Origin of the sequence: Patulibacter sp. SYSU D01012 (assembly GCF_017916475.1) — a bacterium.
Classification (GTDB): domain Bacteria; phylum Actinomycetota; class Thermoleophilia; order Solirubrobacterales; family Solirubrobacteraceae; genus Patulibacter.
Map to the genome: position 1 here is coordinate 803058 of NZ_JAFMTB010000002.1, position 18330 is coordinate 821387.

Below are 18330 nucleotides of genomic sequence, written 5' to 3' on the forward strand. Positions count from 1 at the left end.
GTGTGCGGGAGGGGGCGGTGGATCAGCGGAGGGCCTCGACGCCCGGAAGCGTCTTGCCCTCGATGAGCTCGAGCGACGCGCCGCCGCCCGTGGAGAGGTGGGTGACCTGGTCGCCCAGGCCGAACTGCTGGAGCGCGGCGGCGCTGTCGCCGCCGCCGACCACGGTCGTGGCGGTCGTCTCGGCGACGGCCTCGGCCACCGCGCGGGTGCCGGCGGCGAACGGCGCCAGCTCGAACGCGCCCATCGGGCCGTTCCAGAAGACGGAGCCGGCGGCGAGGATCTCCTCGCGGTAGGCCGCGGCGGTGCGCGGGCCGACGTCCAGGCCCATCCAGCCGTCGGGCGTGTCCACGCCGTCGACGTCGCGGTGCTCCGTGTCGGCCGAGAACTCGCGGCCGACGCGCAGGTCGACCGGCAGCAGCAGGCGGCAGCCCTTCAGCTCGGCGTCGCGGAGCGCGCGGGCGGCGGGCTCGACGCCCTCGTCCTCGCACAGCGACGAGCCGACGTCGTGGCCCTGCGCCTTGAAGAACGGGAACGCCATCGCGCCGCCGATGAGGATCGTGTCGGCGCGCTCGAGGAACGCGTCGATGACGCCGATCTTGTCCGTCACCTTCGCGCCGCCCACGATGGCGACGAGCGGACGGCCCGGGTCGGCCAGGATGCCCTCGAGCGTCTCGACCTCGCGCTGCAGCAGCAGGCCGGCGGCGCGCTGGTCCACGTGGTGGGCGACGCCCTCGGTCGAGGCGTGGGCGCGGTGCGCGGCGCCGAACGCGTCGTTGACGTACACGCCGTCGCTCAGCGCGGCGTAGGCCTGCGCCAGGTCGGCGTCGTTCTTCGTCTCGCCGTCCTCGAAGCGGACGTTCTCGAGCATGAGGACGCCGCCGGGCTGCAGTGCCTGCGCGCGGCGCGTCGACTCCTCGCCGACGACCTCGGGCGAGAGGACGACCTCGCGCTCCAGCAGCTGGGCGAGGCGGGCGGCGACGGGCGCCAGGGAGAGCTTGGGGTCGACGCCCTTCGGCCGGCCCAGGTGGGCGGCGAGGACGAGCGACGCCCCCTCGTCGAGGAGCCGCTGCAGCGTCGGGACGGCGGCGCGGATGCGCGTGTCGTCCGTGATCAGCTCGGCCGGCGCGTTCGAGTCGGCCGGCGGCTCCTTGGCGAGCGGGACGTTGAAGTCGACCCGCACGAAGACGCGCTTCCCGGCGACGTCGAGCCCGTCCAGGGTCCGGAGGGGGGCGGCGGCGGGAGCGGTCATGGTCGTGCGGGTCTCCTTCGGGGTCGTGCGGTGCGGGCGGGGCTAGAGGACGCGGCCGACGAGGTCGACGACGCGGTTGGAGTAGCCCCACTCGTTGTCGTACCAGGAGACGACCTTCACGAGCGTGCCGTCGATGACCGACGTCAGCAGGCCGTCGACGATCGACGAGTGCGGGTTCGTGACGATGTCCGTCGAGACGATCGGGTCCTCGGTGTACTCGAGGATGCCGTTCATCGGGCCGTCGGCCGCGGCCTTCAGGGCGGCGTTCAGCTCCTCGGCGGTCGTCTCGCGCTCGGCCTCGAACGTCAGGTCGACGACGGAGCCCGTGGGCGCGGGGTAGCGGATCGCGAAGCCGTTGAGCTTGCCCTTGAGCTCGGGCAGCACGAGCGAGACGGCCTTCGCGGCGCCGGTCGACGTCGGGACGAGGTTCGTCGCGGCGGAGCGGGCGCGGCGCAGGTCCTTGTGCGGCGCGTCGAGCAGGCGCTGGTCGCCCGTGTACGCGTGGATCGTCGTCATCAGGCCGTGCTTGATGCCGACCGTGTCGTTGACGACCTTCGCGAACGGCGCCAGGCAGTTCGTCGTGCAGGACGCGTTCGAGATGACGTGGTGCGCGTCCTTGTCGTACTGGTCGTCGTTGACGCCCAGGACGAGGGTGATGTCCTCGTTCTTCGCGGGCGCCGAGATGATGACCTTCTTGACGTCGCCCTTCAGGTGCGCCTTCGCCTGCTCGGCGTCCGTGAAGAAGCCGGTGGACTCGATGACGACCTCGGCGCCGACGGCGTTCCAGTCGATGTTGCCCGGCTCGCGCTCGGCGAAGACCTTGATCTCCTTGCCGTCGACCAGCAGGCCGGCGTCCGTCGCCTCGACGGTCCCGGGGAACGGCCCCAGGATGGAGTCGTACTTGAGCAGGTGGGCGAGCGTCTTCGGGTCGGTGAGGTCGTTCACCGCCACGAACTCGATGTCGGCGCCGGCCGCCTTGGCGGCGCGGAAGACGTTGCGGCCGATGCGGCCGAAGCCGTTGATGCCCACGCGTACGGTCATGGAGCCGTCCTTTGATCGGGTCGAGGGTGCGAGATGCAGTTGGCGCACCACCCGCCCCGGGGACGCGTCGCCGGGCGGCGGCGCGACGGGACGGGCGATGGGCCGCAGGCTACCGGAGCCATCCCGCGGGCGGCCGGTCGTCGGGCGCGTTCACGACCCCACGCTCCGGTGCAGGTGGGCGTAGATCTCGCGGGCGAGCTTGCCGGGCAGCCCGGGCGTCGCCTCGAGCTGGTCGCGGCTCGCGGCCAGGACCGCGTCGGGCGAGCCGAAGTGCGTCAGCAGCGCCTTGCGTCGCGCCGGCCCGACGCCCGGCAGGTCGTCGAGCACGGATCCCGTCAGCTTCTTGTCGCGGCGACCGCGGTGGTGGGTGATCGCGAAGCGGTGCGCCTCGTCGCGGGCGCGCTGCAGCATCTGCAGGCCGGGCGTCTCGTGCCCCAGGATCACGGGCGCGCTGCGGCCGGGCAGGAAGACCTCCTCGATCCGCTTCGCGAGCGAGATGACGGCGACGCCGCGCTCGACGAACCCCTCGAGCGCCCCGACGCCCGCGGACAGCTGCCCCTTGCCGCCGTCGATGACGATCAGGTCGGGCAGCGCGGCGAACGACTCGTCCTTGTTGGGCTCGTCGATCCCCTTCTCCTGCTGGCGGGTCCACTGCGCCATCCGGCGGCGGAGGACCTCGTTCATCGAGCGGAAGTCGTCCGGCGTGCCCTCTTCGAGATCGCGGATGACGAAGCGGCGGTAGTGCTGCTTGGCCGGCACGCCGCCCTCGAGGACGACCATGGACGCGACGGTCTCGTTGCCCATGAGGTGCGAGATGTCGTAGCACTCGACCCGCACCGGCAGGCGCTCCAGACCCAGGGCGGACTGCAGGTCGTTCAGCGCCTCGACCCGCTGCTCGCGGCTGCGCTCGGCCTTCAGCCGCTCCTGCCCCAGCGCGAGCTCGGCGTTGCGCATCGCCATGTCGAGGATGCGGCGGCGGTCGCCGCGCTGCGGGGTGACGACCTCGACCTTGCGGCCGCGGATCTCGGACAGCGCGGTGGCCAGCGCGTCGTGCTGCGAGACGGCGTCGGGCACGAGCACGGTCGGCGGGATGACCGCGCCGGCGTAGTAGCTCATGGCGAACTGGTCGACGACCTCGGCCACGACGGCGTCGGGCTCCTCGCCCCGCCCGACGGCCTCCCCCGCCACGCCGGTCAGGTAGAAGGACTGGCGGTCGACGAGCGAGCCGTCGCGCACCTGGAAGACCTGCGCGTTGGCGTCGTCGCCGTCGACCGTGACGGCGATCGCGTCGAGCGTGCCGATCGACGGCCCCATCACGCGCTGGCGCTCGAGCAGCGAGCGGACGGCCTGCAGGCGGTCGCGCTCGCGGGCCGCGCGCTCGTAGTCCTGCTCCGCGGCCGCGTCCTTCATGCGGTCCTCGATCGTCGTCTCGATCTCGCGGTAGCGGCCGTCGAGGAACGCCATGACGCCCCCGATCGCGTCGCGGTACTCCGCGCGCGAGACGTAGCCGACGCAGGGGGCCGTGCACCGCTCGATGTGGTAGTCGAGGCAGGGCGAGCCGGAGCGCCGGCCGGGCTCGGCGCCCTGGCACGTGCGGAACTGGAACAGGCGGCCGAGCAGGTCGAGCGTCGCGCGCACGCGCTTGGCGTTCGAGTACGGCCCGAAGTACCGGTACCCCTGGCGGTGCCGCTCGCGCGTGGAGTAGACGCGCGGGTAGTCCTCGGAGAGCGTGACGCAGATGTACGGGTACGACTTGTCGTCGCGCAGCCGGATGTTGAACTGCGGCTGGTACTGCTTGATGAACCCGTTCTCGACGAGCAGCGCCTCCGTCTCGCTGGCCACGAGGACGAACTCGATGTGGTCGATCACGTCCACGAGCTCGACCGCCCCGCGCGTGACCGGGTTGGAGAAGTGGTTCGCCACCCGCTTGCGGATCGAGCGGGCCTTGCCGACGTAGACGACCGTGCCGTCGCGGTCGCGGAAGAGGTAGACGCCGGGACCGTCCGGCAGGGCCTTGCGTTGCGCGGCCAGCCGTTCGACGCGGCCCGGGGAGGAGGAACGCGACGCCATCCCTTCGAGGATACGTCGCGCGCCGCCCCGGCCCGCCGCCACCGGGATGCGGGCGCGCCGGTCACGCGATCAGCCGGATCGCCAGGGCGTCAGCCAGGCCCCCGGTCGGGTCGTAGCCCTTCATCAGCGCGATGATCCGCGCGACGTACTGGCGGGTCTCCGCGAACGGCGGGATGCCCCGGTAGCGCGCCACGGCGCCCTCCCCCGCGTTGTACGCCGCGAGCGCCAGCGGCACCGACCCCAGCCGGCGCAGCAGGCCGCCCATGAGCTTGGCCTGCGCGTCGATCGCCTGCTCTGGATCGAACGGATCCCGCAGCCCGACGCTGCGCGCCGTGCCGGGCATGAACTGCGCGATCCCCTGCGCCCCGACCGGCGAGCGCGCGTTCGGGTCGAACCCCGACTCCTGCCGCAGCTGCGCCGCCAGCAGCGCCGCCGACACCTTGTGCCGGATCGCCGCCGCCCGGATCGGCGCCCGGAACCGCTCGGGCACCCACGGCGGGAGCGCCCCCGACTGCGCCGGCGCGGCGGGGTTGCGGCCCTGCTCGGCCACGTGCGCCGACCCCGTGTCGCGCACGTAGCCGAAGTGCCACGGCTCCCACGAGTAGCGCTTCTTGAACCCGAACCGCGGGGCGTTCGCCGCCAGCCAGCCGTACGCGGACGCCGGTCCGAGGTCGAGCTCGGTGCCCATCCGGTGCAGGCTCGTCCCGGGCCGCGCGACCCACTTCGGGTCCGGGTGCGCCGCGAACAGCCGCGCCTGCTCCGCGTTGGAGCGGTAGCCGCTCGTGACCACCAGCGGGTGGCCGGCCCGGGTCGCCGCGCGGTTCATCCGGTCGAACGCCAGGGCGACGTCGGGACGCATCGGCTTGCCCTGCCGGCGCGCGAGCGGCCCGTCGTACTCGTCGCCGGTGGCGACCGCCTCGTCGGCCGGTGCGGCGGGCGGCGACAGCTCGGCGGTCGCCGCCACGGCCGTGTCGAGCGCGACGCCCGCCACCCGGGCCGCGCCGGCCGCCCGCACGCGGACGCTCAGCGGGCCCCCGGCGTCGGCCTCGGGATCGGGGAAGTCGACGGTGACGGCTTCCAGGCCGTTGTCGCGCGCGGCGCGGCGCGCGGCGGCCGCCGCACGGGCCCGGTAGGCGTCCAGGCCGAGACGCGCGGGCGCGCCGGCGCGATCGGGCCAGTCGGCGCGCATCCGGTCGGCCGCCGCCAGCGCCGCGACGTCGACCGCGCGCTGGCGCTCCTGTCGCCCGCCCATGGCGGCCGCCACCGCGCCGAGCGCCGCGACCACCACGATCGCCACCGTCAGGCCCAGCAGGACGAGGAGCAGCGCCTGCCCCGCCTCGCCCGCCGGCGCGGCGGGCTCGACGACGGGCGTCGGCCGCGCGCCCCGCGCGACGGCCGCGCGCCCGCCCCAGCCGCCGCGCAGCAGGGCCCGGGCGACCGGCCCCGTGGCCGCCGGGACGGGCGCGACCGTCACGCCGTGGCGGGCGAGGGTGCGCGCCGACGCGGCGAGCAGCGACGGGGACCCGTCGGCGTGGACGTGCCCGACCCGCTCGAGCAGGCGCAGGAACGCGGGGCCCCACGGTCCGGCGACCACGACGACGAGCGGCCCCCGGCCCGGCAGCGCCTCGAGCCGCTCCACCGCGGCCACGGCCTGCGCGTCGTCGTCGGGCAGCAGCGCCCGGACCGTCCGCCCGACGGCGGACGCCACGAGCCCGCAGCTCGCCGCGGCGTCGCGCCCGCGCCGGGCGGTCGCGGTCGCGGTCGCGTCCGGCGCCGCCTCGGCCGCCACGCCGGGGGACCAGACGGCGAGCACGGGCGCCCGCCCCGGCAGGCCGGCCGCCACCGCGGCGCCCGCGAGCAGCGCCCGGTCGGCCGGCGCCAGGACGACGGCGACGTCCGGTGCATCCCGCGGGACGCGCCCGCCCCGGGAGCGGGAGCGGCGGCGCGGCCCGTCCGGCCGGCGGCGCGTGCGCGTCCCGGCGCCCCGGCCGGAGGTTCGCTCGCCGTCGCCCGGCGGGTCGCCGCGCTCCGCGTCCGGCGCGGCCGCACCGACGGGTCCCTGGCCGGCATCCACGCCGCCGCCGGCCCCGGCATCGCCGCCGGCCCCCGGAGAGGCCGTCCTCTCCTCCGCGTCGGTCCAGCGCTCCGGCCGCAGGAGCAGGTCGCGCAGCCCCATGTCAGTTCTCCGCCCGCCGCGCGACGACGGTCCGCTCGGCGTCGAAGGGCGCGACGAGCGCGCGCGGGCCCGCCGCGCGCACGCGCACGGCGATCCGCGCGCCGTCGACCCGCACCGTCAGGCGGTCGGCGTCCAGCCCCGGCACCGCCTCGCGGGCCGCCTCGCGGGGATCGCGGCCCTGCATCGCCGCGAGCCCCGCGGCGTGGGCCGCCTGGCCGGCCGCCTCGCCCGCCCGGTGGGCCGCCAGCGCCACCGCGAGCGCCACGAGCAGCAGCCCGACGAGCGGCGCGATCGCGACGGTCTCGACGGACGCCTGGCCGGCCTCGCCCGCGCCGCGCCTCATCGCTGCGCCTCCAGGTGCGCCGCGCCCTCCACGGTCCCCATCCGCACCGGCAGGACCGCCGGGACGGGCAGCCGCACGCGCACGGTGTCGCCGTCGCGCTCGATCCGCGCGCGCCGGCCGCCCACGGGCGCCGCGGCGCGCACCGCGCGGGCGGGGTCGGCGCCGACGGCGGCGGCGCGGGCGGCCGCCCGCGCCGCCGTGCTCGCCGACCACGCCGCATGGCCGAACAGCCCCGCCTGGACGAGGCCGAGCAGCAGCAGCGCGAGCAGCGGCAGGAGCGCCACGAGCTCGACGGACGCCTGGCCGGCGGTGCCGGCCGGGGGCGGTGGGGCGGCGGCGAGGGGCATGCCCGGAGCCTGCCGCCGGGCGCGTCACGGAACGAGCCCCCGAGCGTGCCGACATCGTGCCGGCCGCGTGCCGGACCTCACCGGCGCCGTCGCCCGCGTCGGGCCGGAGACGCCCCCGCGGGACCCCGCGCCCCGCCCGCGCTCAGACGTCGCGCCAGCGCTGCCAGACCGCGACGAGCATCGCGATCGGCATGGCGACGAGCAGCAGCCACAGCAGGGTGCCGGGCCCGGTGCCGACGAGCTGCGGGCGGGCCGCCATCGCGACGACGAAGACGCCGATCGCCGCGTACAGCAGCAGGCGGTGGGCGTCGCCCAGCAGCTCGATGCGGCCGCGGCCCTCGCGGTACAGCCGCACGCCGAGCAGCACGAAGACCGCCAGGAAGATCGCGCTGAGCGCCGCGCCGATCGCGTCCGCGGTGCCCCCGCCCGACGGCACGGCCCACACGAGCGCCGCGATCGCGACGACGATGAGGGCGGTGCGCAGGCCGGTGCTCACGGGGTCAGGCTACCGCGCCCGGCGAGGCCGGACGCGGATCGGGACGGCGGCTCAGCCGGCGAGGTGCGGCGCGAGCGCCGCGTCCACCTGCGCGGCGACGGCGTCCTCGGCCGCGAGCTCCTCGCGGGTGCGGACGCGGCCGGCGGGACGCTCGGGCTCGGCGACGACGTCGGCCGCGGGCTCGGGCGCGAAGCGGTAGCCCACGCCGAAGTGCGTGTGGATGTAGCGCCAGCCCGGCGAGGCCTTGTCGAGCTTCTGACGCAGCTTGCGCACGAAGACGTCGACGGAGCGGTCGCCGCGGGCCATCGCGTAGCCCCAGACCCGCTGGTAGATCTCCTCGCGCTCGAGGACGCGGCCCTCGGCGGCGGCGAGCAGGTCGATCAGCTCGAACTCGCGCTTCGTCAGCTCGGCGGACCGGCCCGACACGAAGACCTGGAACTGGTCGGCGCGGATCTCGAGCTCGCCCGTGACGCGCGGACCCGACTGCTCCTGCGGCTCGACGCGGCGGCGCCGGCGAGCGACGGCCTCGATGCGGGCCATCAGCTCGTCGGGGTGGCACGGCTTGGACACCCAGTCGTCGGCGCCGAGGCGCAGGCCGCGGACGCGCTGGGCGACGCTGCTCTGGCCGGTGCAGACGATGATCCCCAGGCCCGGCATGCGGACGGCGACCTTCTCGAGGTACTCCCACGCCTGCGAGCCGAGGACCGCGACGTCGAGGACCAGCGCGGACAGGCGCATCGCGACGAGGTCCTCGACCGGCACGGGGCTCGCGAGGATCCGCTGCTGCCAGCCGGCGCGCTCGAAGCGCTTGCCGAGGACGTGGAGGAAGCCGCTGTCGTTGTCGATGACCGCGACGCGGAGGGCGCGCGGGACCGACTGACCCGAAGCGGAGGCCGCCGGGGCCGCTGGCCCGGGCGAGGAGGTGAGCTCCTGCATCGCGTCGGAGTCTAGCCCCCCGTCGGCGGCGCGACGACGGCTCCTGGCCGGAAACACAACCTGTTCACAAGTCGGCGCCCCGGCCGGGGTAGACGGCGTCGACCGCGTTCCGGGACGGAGCGTCTCGGCGGTCGCCGCGTCGCCGCGGCGCGTCAGGCGGGGTCGCCGGGACCCGCGTCGGCGGGCGGCTCGCCCTCTCCCGGCGGGTCGCCGATCGGCCCCTGCGCCGCCGTCCCGTCGCCCCGCTGGGCGCGCGCCAGGCGCTCGACCCGGCTGCCGAACTCGGGGAACAGCCCCTCCACGACGAAGGCCACCTGCTCCCCCACGTCGACCGCGTTGTCGCCGATCCGCTCGAACGCCCGCGCGACCATGGTCATCGTCATCAGCCACTCGCGGGTGTCGATGTCGTCGCCCAGGTCGATCGCCAGGCGGAAGACCTCGCGGTTGAGCTCGTTGAGCTCCTGGTCGCGGCGGACGATGTCGAGCGCCAGGTCGACGTCGCGCAGCCCCAGCGCCTGCCGCGCCTGCACGACCTCGTCGCGCGCCAGCACGCCCATCCGCAGGATCGGCCCGAGCACCTCCTGCCGCCGCGGCGGGTCGTTGCCCGTCAGCGGGATCAGCTTGGCGATGTTCACGCACTGGTCGCCCATGCGCTCGAAGTGCTTCGCCACGTGCAGCAGCGACGCCACCAGGCGCAGGTCGCCGGCCACCGGCGCCTGCAGCGCGAAGAGCGACAGCACGCCCTGGTTGACCTCGAGGTAGCGGCCGTCGATGCGGTCGTCGTCGGCGATGACGAACGTCCCCAGCTCGACGTCCTGCTGCTCGAGCGCCTCGGTCACGCGCTCGACCTGCCGGACCACGAGATCCAGCGCGCCGAGGCACGTGCGCTCGAGCGCCTGGAGCTCCTCGCGGTACTGCGTCCTGGTGGTCACCGGCGCACCCTACCCGTCCTCGTGCACCGGCGAACGCCCGGGCCCGGCCTAGGAGAACTTGCCCGACACGTACTCCTCCGTGCGGGAGTCGGCCGGGTTCTGGAAGATCTTGCTCGTCTCGTCGACCTCGACGAGGTCGCCCAGGTACATGAACGCCGTGCGGTCGCCGACGCGCGCGGCCTGCTGCATGTTGTGGGTGACGAGGACGATCGTGAACTCCTCCTTGAGCTCCTGGATCAGCTCCTCGACCTTCAGGGTGGCGATCGGGTCCAGGGCCGAGCAGGGCTCGTCCATCAGGATGACGTCGGGCTTGATCGCGATCGTCCGGGCGATGCACAGGCGCTGCTGCTGGCCGCCGGACAGGCCGACGCCCGGGGCGTTCAGGCGGTCCTTGACCTCGTCCCACAGGCCCGCGCCGCGGAGCGCCCACTCCACGCGCTCGTCGTGGTCGACGTCCTTGACGCGGTTGAAGCGCAGGCCCGCCGCGACGTTCTCGCGGATCGACATCGTCGGGAACGGGTTGGGGCGCTGGAAGACCATGCCGACCATGCGGCGGACGGCCACGACGTCGGTGCCCGGCGCGTTGATGTCCACGCCGTCGAGCAGGATCTCGCCCTCCACGCGCGCGCCCGGGATCTCCTCGTGCATGCGGTTGATCGAGCGCAGGAGCGTCGACTTGCCGCAGCCGGACGGACCGATCATCGCCGTGACCTGGTTGGGCCGGAAGTCCAGGTCGACGCCCTTGACCGCCATGTTGTCGCCGTAGAACGACTTGACCTGGCGCAGCTGGACGCTGTGGCCCTGGGGCGTCTTCGGCGCCGCCCCGCGGTCCTGACGGGACGGGCCGCCGGCCGGCTCGGTCGGCGACACCGCGCTCGGCGCGTCGGTGGGCTCGTACGTGCGGTTCGTGGCGTTCATGGGATCGGCGGTGCTCGGGTCGGCGGCGTGCGGGGCGGAGGGATCGGTGCTCACGAGATGCGGCTCCTGCGCTGGGCGAGGCGGGCGACGAGGCTCAGCAGGAGGATCAGCACGACGAGCGTCAGGGCGGCGCCCCAGGCCCGGTCGTGCTGCTGCGAGGACGACGCGGTGACGTCGGCGTAGATCTGCGCCGGCAGCGTGTTGAGCGGCCCGTTCGGGTCGCCGGCCAGCGCGGTGGCCACGCCGGCGGTGAAGATGATGGGGGCGGTCTCGCCGGCCGCGCGGGCGACGGCGAGCAGCGCGCCGGTGATCAGCCCCGGCAGCGCGGTGGGCAGGACGATCTTGAGGATGACCTTCCACCGCGGCACGCCGAGCGCCAGGGCGGCCTCGCGCAGCGACGCGGGCACCAGGCGCAGCACCGGCAGCGACGAGTTGATGACGATCGGCAGCATCAGCAGGCCGAGGGCGACGGACGCCTTCCAGCCGGCGAACGGGCCGCCGCCGACCTGGCTGACGACGAGCGAGATGTAGACGAACAGGCCGAAGACGACGGACGGCACGCCGGTCATCACGTCCACGAGGTAGCGGACGAAGGACGCGAAGCGCTTGCCCTCGCCGTACTCGACGAGGTAGACGGCGACGGCGATGCCGATCGGCACGACGACCGCGGCGGCGATGCCGACGACCTCGAGGCTGCCGACGATCGCGGAGCGGATGCCGCCGATGTCGGTGCTCGCGGCGGTGGCGGCGTCGCCCCCCAGGAAGCGGTTGACGTTCGAGACCGTTCCGGCCGCGCCGGTCGGGTCCGTCGTGAAGAAGTCCCACGAGAGGGCGCCGCCGCCCCGGATCACCAGGAAGGCGAGCAGGAGGGCGAGCGGCAGCATCGCGAGGACCGTCAGGGCGCCGACGGTGCCGCGGGCGATGCGGTCGACGCGCTTGCGGGCCGCCAGCGACGTCGCCAGCTCGACGCGCGGCAGGATCCGGCGGCGCGCCTTGATCCCCTGCGGCCCCGCCTCGGCGGCGCGGAGCGCGGCGCGCTGCGCGCGCTCCAGGCGGCTCTCGGAGCGCGTGATGTAGGCGCGGGCGATCGCGTTGATGACGAGCGTGACGGCGAACAGCAGCAGGCCGGCGCCGATGAGCGCGGCGCGGTGCTCGGGGTCCGAGGTCGCCTCCTGGAACTCGAGGGCGATGACGGACGCCAGGGTCGAGCCCGCCGAGAACAGCGAGTCGCCGACGCCGGCGGTGGCGCCGCCGATGAGGATCGCGACGGCGATCGTCTCGCCGAGCGCGCGGCCCAGGCCGAGCATGGACCCGCCGACGATGCCGGCGCGCGAGTACGGCAGCACGGCCGTGCGGATCATCTCCCAGCGCGTGGCGCCGAGCGCCAGCGCGGCCTCCTTGTGGTCCTGCGGGACGGTCGCCATGACCTCGCGCGAGATCGAGGAGACGATCGGGATGATCATGATAGCCAGCACCAGGCCGGTGATGAAGTAGTTGGCGGCCGACACGTCGCCCCCGACGAACGGGATGAACGAGAAGGTGTCGGCGAACCACTGCTCCGCGCCCTTCAGGCGCGGGGCGAGGAAGAGGAAGCCCCACAGGCCGTAGACGACGGACGGCACCGCGGCGAGCAGCTCGATGGTGCCCGAGATCCAGCCGCGGAAGCGGGCGGGCGCGAGCTCGGTGACGAACAGCGCGGTGGCGACCGCGACCGGGACGCCGATGACGAGCGCGACGGCCGAGGTGATCAGCGTGCCGGCGACGAGCGCGCCGGCGCCGTAGGTGTTCTGCGACGGCAGCCAGTCGACCTTCGAGACGTAGTCCCAGACGCCGTAGGCCGCGAAGACCGGGCGCGACTCGTCGAGGAGCTTGATCAGGAAGTACGCCAGCAGGACGAAGATCAGCCCCGCCAGGGCGGTCAGGCCGCCCTTGACCCACGGGTCGAGCCAGCTGCCCGTCTTCGTGCGGGCGAGCGCGGCGCGGAGCCGGTCGGCGGCGTCGGTGGACGGGGCGGGGACGGTGCTGGATTCCATGGCGGCGGCGGCTCGACGGCGGCGTGGTCAGGGTGGGGCCGACGCGCCCGTGCCCCGCCGCGAGGCGGCGGGGCACGACGGGAGCGTCAGCGGCGGGATGCGGCTAGCGCGTCTCCGAGATCGGGGCGCCGTTGCACTGCAGCGAGTCGACGGCGGCCTTCGCCTTGTCGAGCACCGAGGCGGGCAGCGGGGCGTAGGCGAGCTGCTTGGCCTCCTCCTGACCCGTGGTCAGGCCGTAGGTCAGGAAGCCCTTGACGTCCTTGGCGACCGTCTCGCTCTTGCCGGCCTTGCACAGGTCCTTCGGCACGATCACGAACGTGGCGGAGGCGTCGGGGTACGTCTGCGCGCCCGGCGCGTTGGCGATGGAGAAGCGCAGGTCCTCCGGCACCTCGGCCGAGTCGCCGGCGGCCGAGACCGACTCGAGCGTCGGCTCGACGTAGTTGCCGTCCTTGTTCTTCAGGCTCGCGTAGGTGAAGTCGTTCTGCAGCGCGTAGGCCTGCTCGACGTAGCCGATCGAGTTCTCGGTCTGCTTGACCGCGGCGGCGACGCCGTCGTTGCCCTTGGCGCCGGCGCCCGTCGGCCACTTGACGGACTTGTCGACGCCCGGGCCGTCCTCCCACTTCTTGGAGTACGCGCCGAGGTAGGACAGGAACGCCTTCGTCGTGCCCGACTCGTCGGAGCGGTGGACGACCGAGATCTTCGCGTCCGGCAGCTGGACGCCCGGGTTCTGGTCCGCGATCTTCTTGTCGTTCCACGTCGTCACGTCGCCCAGGAAGATGTCGGCGAGCGTCTCGCCGTCCAGCTTCAGGCCCGTGTCGATGCCCTTGACGTTGTAGGCCGCGACGACCGCGCCGAAGAACGTCGGGACGTGCACGACCTCGCCGGCCTTGCCCTTCTTCGCGGCGGCCAGCTCCTCGTCGTCCATGGCGGAGTCGGAGCCGCCGAAGTCGAGCGTGCCGTCGGTGACGCCGGCGACGCCCGCGCCGGAGCCGGTGCCGGCGAAGTTGAACGTCAGGCCCTGCGCCTTGAGCTTGGAGCCCCAGGTGTCGTAGACGGGCTTGGCGAACGTCGAGCCGCCGGCGTTGATGGCGCCGGAGAACTTGACGGAGGCCGTCGTCTCGGTACCCGCAGCGGACTGCGTGGTGCTGTCGGTGTTGTCGTCGGACCCGCAGGCGGCGAGGCCGAGAGCGATGGCGGCAGAGGCGCCGATCGCGGCGAACGTACGAGAGCGCACGTGGACTCCTTGGTTGCTCAGGAAGTGGCGCAGGGAAGGCTGGCAGCGGGTGGCTCCCATCCTGTTACCTGCGTGTGGCGTCGGTGTGAACTCGATGTGAAAAACGCGTTCACGGAGGGTTCGAGGGGCGCGGGGGACCCCTCAGCCGGCCACGGGCTCCGGCGCGAACCGGTAGCCGAAGCCGACGTGGGTGTGGATGAAGCTCCACCCGGGCGAGGCCGCCTCGAGTTTCTGGCGCAGCTTGTGCACGTAGACGTCGATCGAGCGGTCGCCCCGCCGCAGCGCGCGGCCCCAGACGTTCGAGAACAGCTCGTCGCGCGCCACCACGTGGCCGGCGCGGGCCGCGAGGGCGGCCAGCAGCTCGAACTCGCGGACGGACAGCCGCACGACGCGCCCGGCGACGAGCGCCAGGCCCTCCGCGGGCCGGATCTCGACCTGCGCGATCCGGATCGCCTCCTCGGCGGAGGAGGGAGCGCCTGGGGCCTGGGTCGTGGAGCTCATCTCGACCGCGGAGTCTGTTGCGCGGGCGGCACGGCCCGGTTACCGGACGGTGAACCACCTGTGAACGGGGCGTGAAGTCGCGCGGAAAGCCTCGTCGGGGCCGGGTCGCGGCGCTAGCGTGGCCGCGAGATGCCGGAGTTCTTCCGCGCCGCCGGCGCCGACCACGTCCTCCACGACCTCCTCGGCGAGTTCGGCCGCACCATCCGCCGTGCGGCCGTGCTCCTACGTGACCTGGTCCGCGAGTACCCCGACAACGCCTCGCTGCTCGGCGAGCTCGTCGCGGTCGAGGGCGAGGGCGACCGCATCGCCCACGACCTGATCCACCGGCTGCGCGGCACGCAGGACGCGAGGCTGCAACGGCCGTTCGACGTCGAGGACGGCTTCCGCCTGGCGACCGCCCTGGACGACGTGGTCGACGACGCCGAGGCCGCCGGCGACCTGTTCACCGTGTACCGGGTCGAGGCGCCCACGGACCAGGCGGCGCAGCTCGCCGAGCTGCTCGTCGGCTGCGCGGAGCAGGTGGCCCTGGCGCTCGACGCCCTGTGCGCCGGCGACGACCTGGCTCCGTTCCTCGTCGAGATCCACCGGCTGGAGAACGACGGCGACCGGATCAGCCGCGACGCGATCGCGTCGCTCTTCGCCGTCGGCGTCGACCCGCTCTTCGTCATCCGGTGGAAGGACATCTACGGGGCGCTCGAGAACGCGATCGACGCCTGCGAGACCGTCGCGCACCACCTGGAGGGCATCGCCCTCAAGCGGCGGTAGCCGCCGCCGGCCCGGCGGCGCGCGCCCGCAGGCCGCTCCCGGCGACGAGCTCGGACCCCGTGACCGCGACCCGGTGGCGCGCCCGCCGCAGCACGCGCTCGGCCGCCGCGACCACCCGGGGCGCGTCGAGGTCGCGCGGGTGCAGGTCCAGCCGGACGGCCGGCCCCCGCGGGGCGAGCTGCGCGGCACGCAGCGTCCAGGGGGCCGCGACGCGCCCGCCGGCGGCGGACAGCCGCAGCGCCGGGGCGCGCACGACGGGCCCGGCGACGGCGTCGTGCACCGCCTCGGCGCCGCCCCACCAGGCGAAGCGCTCGCGCAGCGCGGCGTGCAGCGCGGGGGTGTAGGCGAACCCGGGGGCGACGAACCCGCGCGGGACGAACCCGGCGTCGGCCAGGATGCGCCGGCCGGCGTCGAGCGCCCGGGCGGCCTCGCTCGCCCCCAGGCCGACGAACTCCGCCTCGGCGCGCCGGCGCGGCAGCGGCAGCCCGCGGCGGGCGCCGACCGGGCGCAGGCCGCCGTGGTGCAGGCCGTGCTGGGCGACCTCGTCCCCGGCGTCGACGCGCTCCTCGAGCCAGCGCAGCAGGTCCGGGCTGCGGCGGTCGAACGGGTGCAGGTCGGGCGCGGGGACGACGAGCAGGGTCGCCCGCGTGACGCCGTGGTCCGCCAGCCAGTCGCGGAGCAGCGCGGTTCGCCGCCACGTCGCCGGCGCGACGGCGTGGATCGTCACCGCGATCGCGGGCCCCGCCGGCCCGGTGCGGCGGGCGCCGGCGTCCGCCAGTCGGACGTGGGGCTCAGGCGACACGCCGCTCCTTCGCGTCGGGGCGCACCGCGTCGCGGGCGGCCTCGGCCTCGGCGTCGCGGCGGGCCGCCAGGAGCGTGCCGGCCGCGACGGTGCGGTCGTACCCCGCGGCCAGGCGGCCGAGCGCGGCGTCCCACGTGCGCGCCCGGACCGCCGCGAGCCCGCCGTCGGCCAGGCGGCGGCGCAGCGCCGGGTCGGCCGCCAGGGCGACGACGGCGTCGGCCAGCGCACCGGCGTCCGCGGGGCGCAGCAGGCCCGACACGCCGTCCCGGACGAGCGACAGCGGGCCGCCCTCGGCGACCGCGACGACCGGCAGCCCGGACGCCTGCGCCTCGAGCAGCACCTGGCCGAACGTGTCCGTCCGGCTGGCGAAGAGGAAGACGTCCGCGTCCGCGTAGGCGTCGGCGAGCGCGTCGCCCGACAGCCAGCCCAGGAACGTGGCGTGCGTGCCCAGCCGCTCGCGCAGGACGTGCTCCTCGGGGCCGCCACCGGCGAGCACCAGGTGCAGCCGCGGGTCGCGCTCGCGCGCCGCGAGGAAGGCGTCCGCCAGCAGCCCGACGCCCTTCTCGGCGGTCAGCCGACCGGCGTAGAGCACGGCGACGCGCCCGTCGTCGCCGCGGCGACGACGGGCCGGACGGAAGCGGGCGACGTCGACGCCGCGGTCCCAGCGGCCGATGCGGTCCGCCGGCACCCCGAGGGCCCGGAGCGCCTCGTCGGACTGCGGGCTGGGCGTCAGCGCGACGTCGGCCTGGCCGTAGAACAGCCCGAGCGCCAGCTCGGCGTACGTCTCCAGCCGCTCGTCGGCGGCGCGCAGGCCCGTGTAGGTCGCCAGCTCGGTGTGGTAGCTCGCCAGCACCGGCAGGTCGAGCAGCTTCGCGACCGCCAGGGCGACGATCCCGGCCGGGCCGGGCGCGCAGACGTGGACCAGGTCGTAGCGGCCCTCGGCGAGCTGCTCGACCAGGGCGGGGACGCTCGGCACGCCGACCTGCAGGCCGGCGTAGAAGGGGATCTCGACCTCGGCCGCCGCGGGGATCCTGCGGTCGACGTTCGGGTCGGTGCCGAGCACCTCGACCTCGTAGCCGGGCACGCCGCGCTCGCGGATCGTGTTCAGCGCGTGCGTGACGCCGTGCATCCCGCCGATGCCGTCGGCCACGAGCGCCACGCGCGGCAGCTCGCCGTCCACGCGGGTCTTCAGCTTGCGCCGCTCGCGGCCCAGGAAGGCGGCGGCGGGCACGTACGGCAGGATCGGCAGCAGCGCGTCGAACAGGGCCTCGCCGAGCGCGGACGGGTCGGGCTCCTCCCCCGCGCCGGCGCGGGCGGCGGCGTCGAGCAGGGCCTGCGTCGCGCCGGCCAGGCGCCGCTCGTGCGCGGCCCGCGAGCGGCGCAGCAGGTCGCGGTGGTCGAACCCGTCCCCCTGCAGCATCTCGAGCAGCTGGCGGGCGGTCAGGGACTCCAGGCCGACGCTGTCGCGCCAGGCCCGCAGCAGCGCGCGGGCGTCGTCGGGGCCGATCTCGTCGTCCTCGGCGCCGCGGCGCACGTCGCCCTGCTGCATGACGCTGGCGACGATCGTGGCCACCGCGTCGGGGCGTGGGCGGGCGGCGGGCTCGGCCTCGCCGCGCGGGTCGACGCCCAGGGCGCGGATCGCGATCCCCATCGCGGCGTGCGCCCACTTCGCGGCGCTGCCCTGCGTGCCCTTCGCGACGGCGCGGCCGGCGCGGACGTGGGCCAGGAACTCGGCCGGCGTGTACGCCAGCGGCGTCTCGGTGTAGGTGCGGCCGATGTCGACGCCGGCGTGGTCGTCCGAGCCGGCGATCCCGGTCAGGCCACGCGCCTCGGCGGCGATCGCGGCCGGGGCGTTCAGCTCGCGGGCACGGGAGCCGTTGCGGGTCTCCCACACCGGGAACAGCTCGGCGAGGATCCGGCGGTGGCGGGCCGTCAGCGGCGCCTCGACGTCGTAGAACGGGTGCGCGAGCGCCGTGGCGATCCCGTGCTCGTGCAGGTAGCCGGCGCAGCGCACGACGTCGTGCGCGTGGGCCTGCAGCCACTCGTGGTCGTCGGGCGTGATGCCCAGGCAGAGCACATGGACGGCGTGCGGCTCGCCGCGGAACCACGCGGTCAGCTCCTCGCCGACGATCACGTCGGGGCGGTCGGCGATCTGCAGCGCGCCGGCGATCGTGTCGTGGTCGGTGATCGCCACGAAGTCCATGCCGCGGCGCTTGGCCAGGGCGTACGCCTCCTCCGGCGGCGTCGCGCACTCGGGCATGCCCACCGAGCGCTGGACGCCGAGCTTCGAGAACTCGGACGCCGTGGTGTGGACGTGGAGGTCGCACCGCGAGAGCGCGGGCGGCAGGTCGATGGAGCGGCCGTCGGTGGTGCTCATACGCCGCAAGCGTCCGCTCACGGGCGCCGCGGCAGGTGACGGCTTCGTGTCCGAGAGGTGACGATGGTGTGAAGGCCCGCGCCGCCGAAGGCGCCCGTTTGCGGGATGTT

The 18330-nt window shown here is 75.1% G+C and carries 16 protein-coding genes; 1 reads left to right on the forward strand and 15 read right to left on the reverse strand.

Annotation, left to right across the window (positions count from 1 at the left end):
• Positions 1-22: 22 nt before the first annotated feature.
• From J3P29_RS13280 to J3P29_RS13340, 13 genes are all read right to left on the reverse strand, one after another.
• Positions 23-1249, reverse strand: coding sequence for a phosphoglycerate kinase (locus tag J3P29_RS13280; RefSeq protein ID WP_210493958.1), 1227 nt, complete (start codon positions 1247-1249; stop codon positions 23-25).
• Positions 1250-1291: 42 nt separating this feature from the next.
• Positions 1292-2290: a type I glyceraldehyde-3-phosphate dehydrogenase gene (gene gap / locus J3P29_RS13285; RefSeq protein ID WP_210493959.1), complete on the reverse strand. Its 999-nt coding sequence runs from the start codon at positions 2288-2290 to the stop codon at positions 1292-1294.
• Between the two features lie 150 nt (positions 2291-2440).
• A complete protein-coding gene (uvrC, locus tag J3P29_RS13290) occupies positions 2441-4360 on the reverse strand; it encodes an excinuclease ABC subunit UvrC (protein WP_210493960.1) in 1920 nt (639 codons plus the stop codon).
• A 61-nt stretch (positions 4361-4421) separates the two neighbouring features.
• Complete coding sequence (locus tag J3P29_RS13295; RefSeq protein ID WP_210493962.1) at positions 4422-6536, reverse strand: transglycosylase SLT domain-containing protein; 2115 nt, start codon at positions 6534-6536, stop codon at positions 4422-4424.
• Between the two features lies 1 nt (position 6537).
• On the reverse strand, positions 6538-6879 hold the full coding sequence (locus tag J3P29_RS13300; RefSeq protein ID WP_210493963.1) for a hypothetical protein: 342 nt from the start codon (positions 6877-6879) through the stop codon (positions 6538-6540).
• Positions 6876-7226 (reverse strand): TadE/TadG family type IV pilus assembly protein, encoded by a 351-nt coding sequence (locus tag J3P29_RS13305; protein WP_210493964.1) that lies wholly within the window; start codon positions 7224-7226, stop codon positions 6876-6878. The genes J3P29_RS13300 and J3P29_RS13305 overlap by 4 nt, the downstream gene beginning before the upstream one ends.
• Before the next feature lie 142 nt (positions 7227-7368).
• The gene (locus J3P29_RS13310) at positions 7369-7722 is read right to left on the reverse strand and encodes a hypothetical protein (RefSeq protein ID WP_210493965.1); all 354 of its coding nucleotides are present in this window, start codon (positions 7720-7722) and stop codon (positions 7369-7371) included.
• Between the two features lie 51 nt (positions 7723-7773).
• Positions 7774-8658: a response regulator transcription factor gene (locus tag J3P29_RS13315; protein WP_246851918.1), complete on the reverse strand. Its 885-nt coding sequence runs from the start codon at positions 8656-8658 to the stop codon at positions 7774-7776.
• Between the two features lie 152 nt (positions 8659-8810).
• Positions 8811-9590: a phosphate signaling complex protein PhoU gene (phoU, locus tag J3P29_RS13320; protein WP_349239839.1), complete on the reverse strand. Its 780-nt coding sequence runs from the start codon at positions 9588-9590 to the stop codon at positions 8811-8813.
• A gap of 48 nt (positions 9591-9638) precedes the next feature.
• The gene (gene pstB / locus J3P29_RS13325) at positions 9639-10562 is read right to left on the reverse strand and encodes a phosphate ABC transporter ATP-binding protein PstB (protein WP_349239840.1); all 924 of its coding nucleotides are present in this window, start codon (positions 10560-10562) and stop codon (positions 9639-9641) included.
• On the reverse strand, positions 10559-12541 hold the full coding sequence (pstC, locus tag J3P29_RS13330) for a phosphate ABC transporter permease subunit PstC (RefSeq protein WP_210493967.1): 1983 nt from the start codon (positions 12539-12541) through the stop codon (positions 10559-10561). The genes pstB and pstC overlap by 4 nt, the downstream gene beginning before the upstream one ends.
• A gap of 103 nt (positions 12542-12644) precedes the next feature.
• Positions 12645-13835 (reverse strand): phosphate ABC transporter substrate-binding protein PstS, encoded by a 1191-nt coding sequence (gene pstS / locus J3P29_RS13335; protein ID WP_210493968.1) that lies wholly within the window; start codon positions 13833-13835, stop codon positions 12645-12647.
• 81 nt (positions 13836-13916) lie between these two features.
• Positions 13917-14276 carry a winged helix-turn-helix domain-containing protein gene (locus J3P29_RS13340; protein ID WP_210493969.1) on the reverse strand — a complete coding sequence of 120 codons (360 nt, stop codon included), beginning with the start codon at positions 14274-14276 and terminating at the stop codon, positions 13917-13919.
• Between the two features lie 129 nt (positions 14277-14405).
• On the opposite strand from J3P29_RS13340, the gene J3P29_RS13345 reads away from it, so the two are divergent.
• Positions 14406-15041 (forward strand): DUF47 family protein, encoded by a 636-nt coding sequence (locus tag J3P29_RS13345; protein WP_210493970.1) that lies wholly within the window; start codon positions 14406-14408, stop codon positions 15039-15041.
• Here the strand turns inward: J3P29_RS13345 and J3P29_RS13350 are convergent.
• Both J3P29_RS13350 and J3P29_RS13355 read right to left on the reverse strand, forming a co-directional pair.
• Complete coding sequence (locus tag J3P29_RS13350) at positions 15028-15843, reverse strand: DUF2334 domain-containing protein (RefSeq protein WP_210493971.1); 816 nt, start codon at positions 15841-15843, stop codon at positions 15028-15030. The genes J3P29_RS13345 and J3P29_RS13350 overlap by 14 nt on opposite strands.
• On the reverse strand, positions 15833-18220 hold the full coding sequence (locus J3P29_RS13355; protein WP_210493972.1) for a glycosyltransferase: 2388 nt from the start codon (positions 18218-18220) through the stop codon (positions 15833-15835). Before J3P29_RS13355 ends, J3P29_RS13350 begins: the two co-directional genes overlap by 11 nt.
• Positions 18221-18330 lie beyond the last annotated feature (110 nt).

Bases quoted from the DNA above. Each gene is read 5' to 3' on its own strand.
- pstC (WP_210493967.1), bottom strand. From the start codon at position 12,541: ATGGAATCCAGCACCGTCCCCGCCCCGTCCACCGACGCCGCCGACCGG.
- J3P29_RS13315 (WP_246851918.1), bottom strand. From the start codon at position 8,658: ATGCAGGAGCTCACCTCCTCGCCCGGGCCAGCGGCCCCGGCGGCCTCC.
- J3P29_RS13305 (WP_210493964.1), bottom strand. From the start codon at position 7,226: ATGCCCCTCGCCGCCGCCCCACCGCCCCCGGCCGGCACCGCCGGCCAG.
- J3P29_RS13300 (WP_210493963.1), bottom strand. From the start codon at position 6,879: ATGAGGCGCGGCGCGGGCGAGGCCGGCCAGGCGTCCGTCGAGACCGTC.
- J3P29_RS13355 (WP_210493972.1), bottom strand. From the start codon at position 18,220: ATGAGCACCACCGACGGCCGCTCCATCGACCTGCCGCCCGCGCTCTCG.
- gap (WP_210493959.1), bottom strand. From the start codon at position 2,290: ATGACCGTACGCGTGGGCATCAACGGCTTCGGCCGCATCGGCCGCAAC.
- J3P29_RS13340 (WP_210493969.1), bottom strand. From the start codon at position 14,276: ATGAGCTCCACGACCCAGGCCCCAGGCGCTCCCTCCTCCGCCGAGGAG.
- uvrC (WP_210493960.1), bottom strand. From the start codon at position 4,360: ATGGCGTCGCGTTCCTCCTCCCCGGGCCGCGTCGAACGGCTGGCCGCG.
- J3P29_RS13295 (WP_210493962.1), bottom strand. From the start codon at position 6,536: ATGGGGCTGCGCGACCTGCTCCTGCGGCCGGAGCGCTGGACCGACGCG.
- J3P29_RS13345 (WP_210493970.1), top strand. From the start codon at position 14,406: ATGCCGGAGTTCTTCCGCGCCGCCGGCGCCGACCACGTCCTCCACGAC.
- pstS (WP_210493968.1), bottom strand. From the start codon at position 13,835: ATGGGAGCCACCCGCTGCCAGCCTTCCCTGCGCCACTTCCTGAGCAAC.
- J3P29_RS13280 (WP_210493958.1), bottom strand. From the start codon at position 1,249: ATGACCGCTCCCGCCGCCGCCCCCCTCCGGACCCTGGACGGGCTCGAC.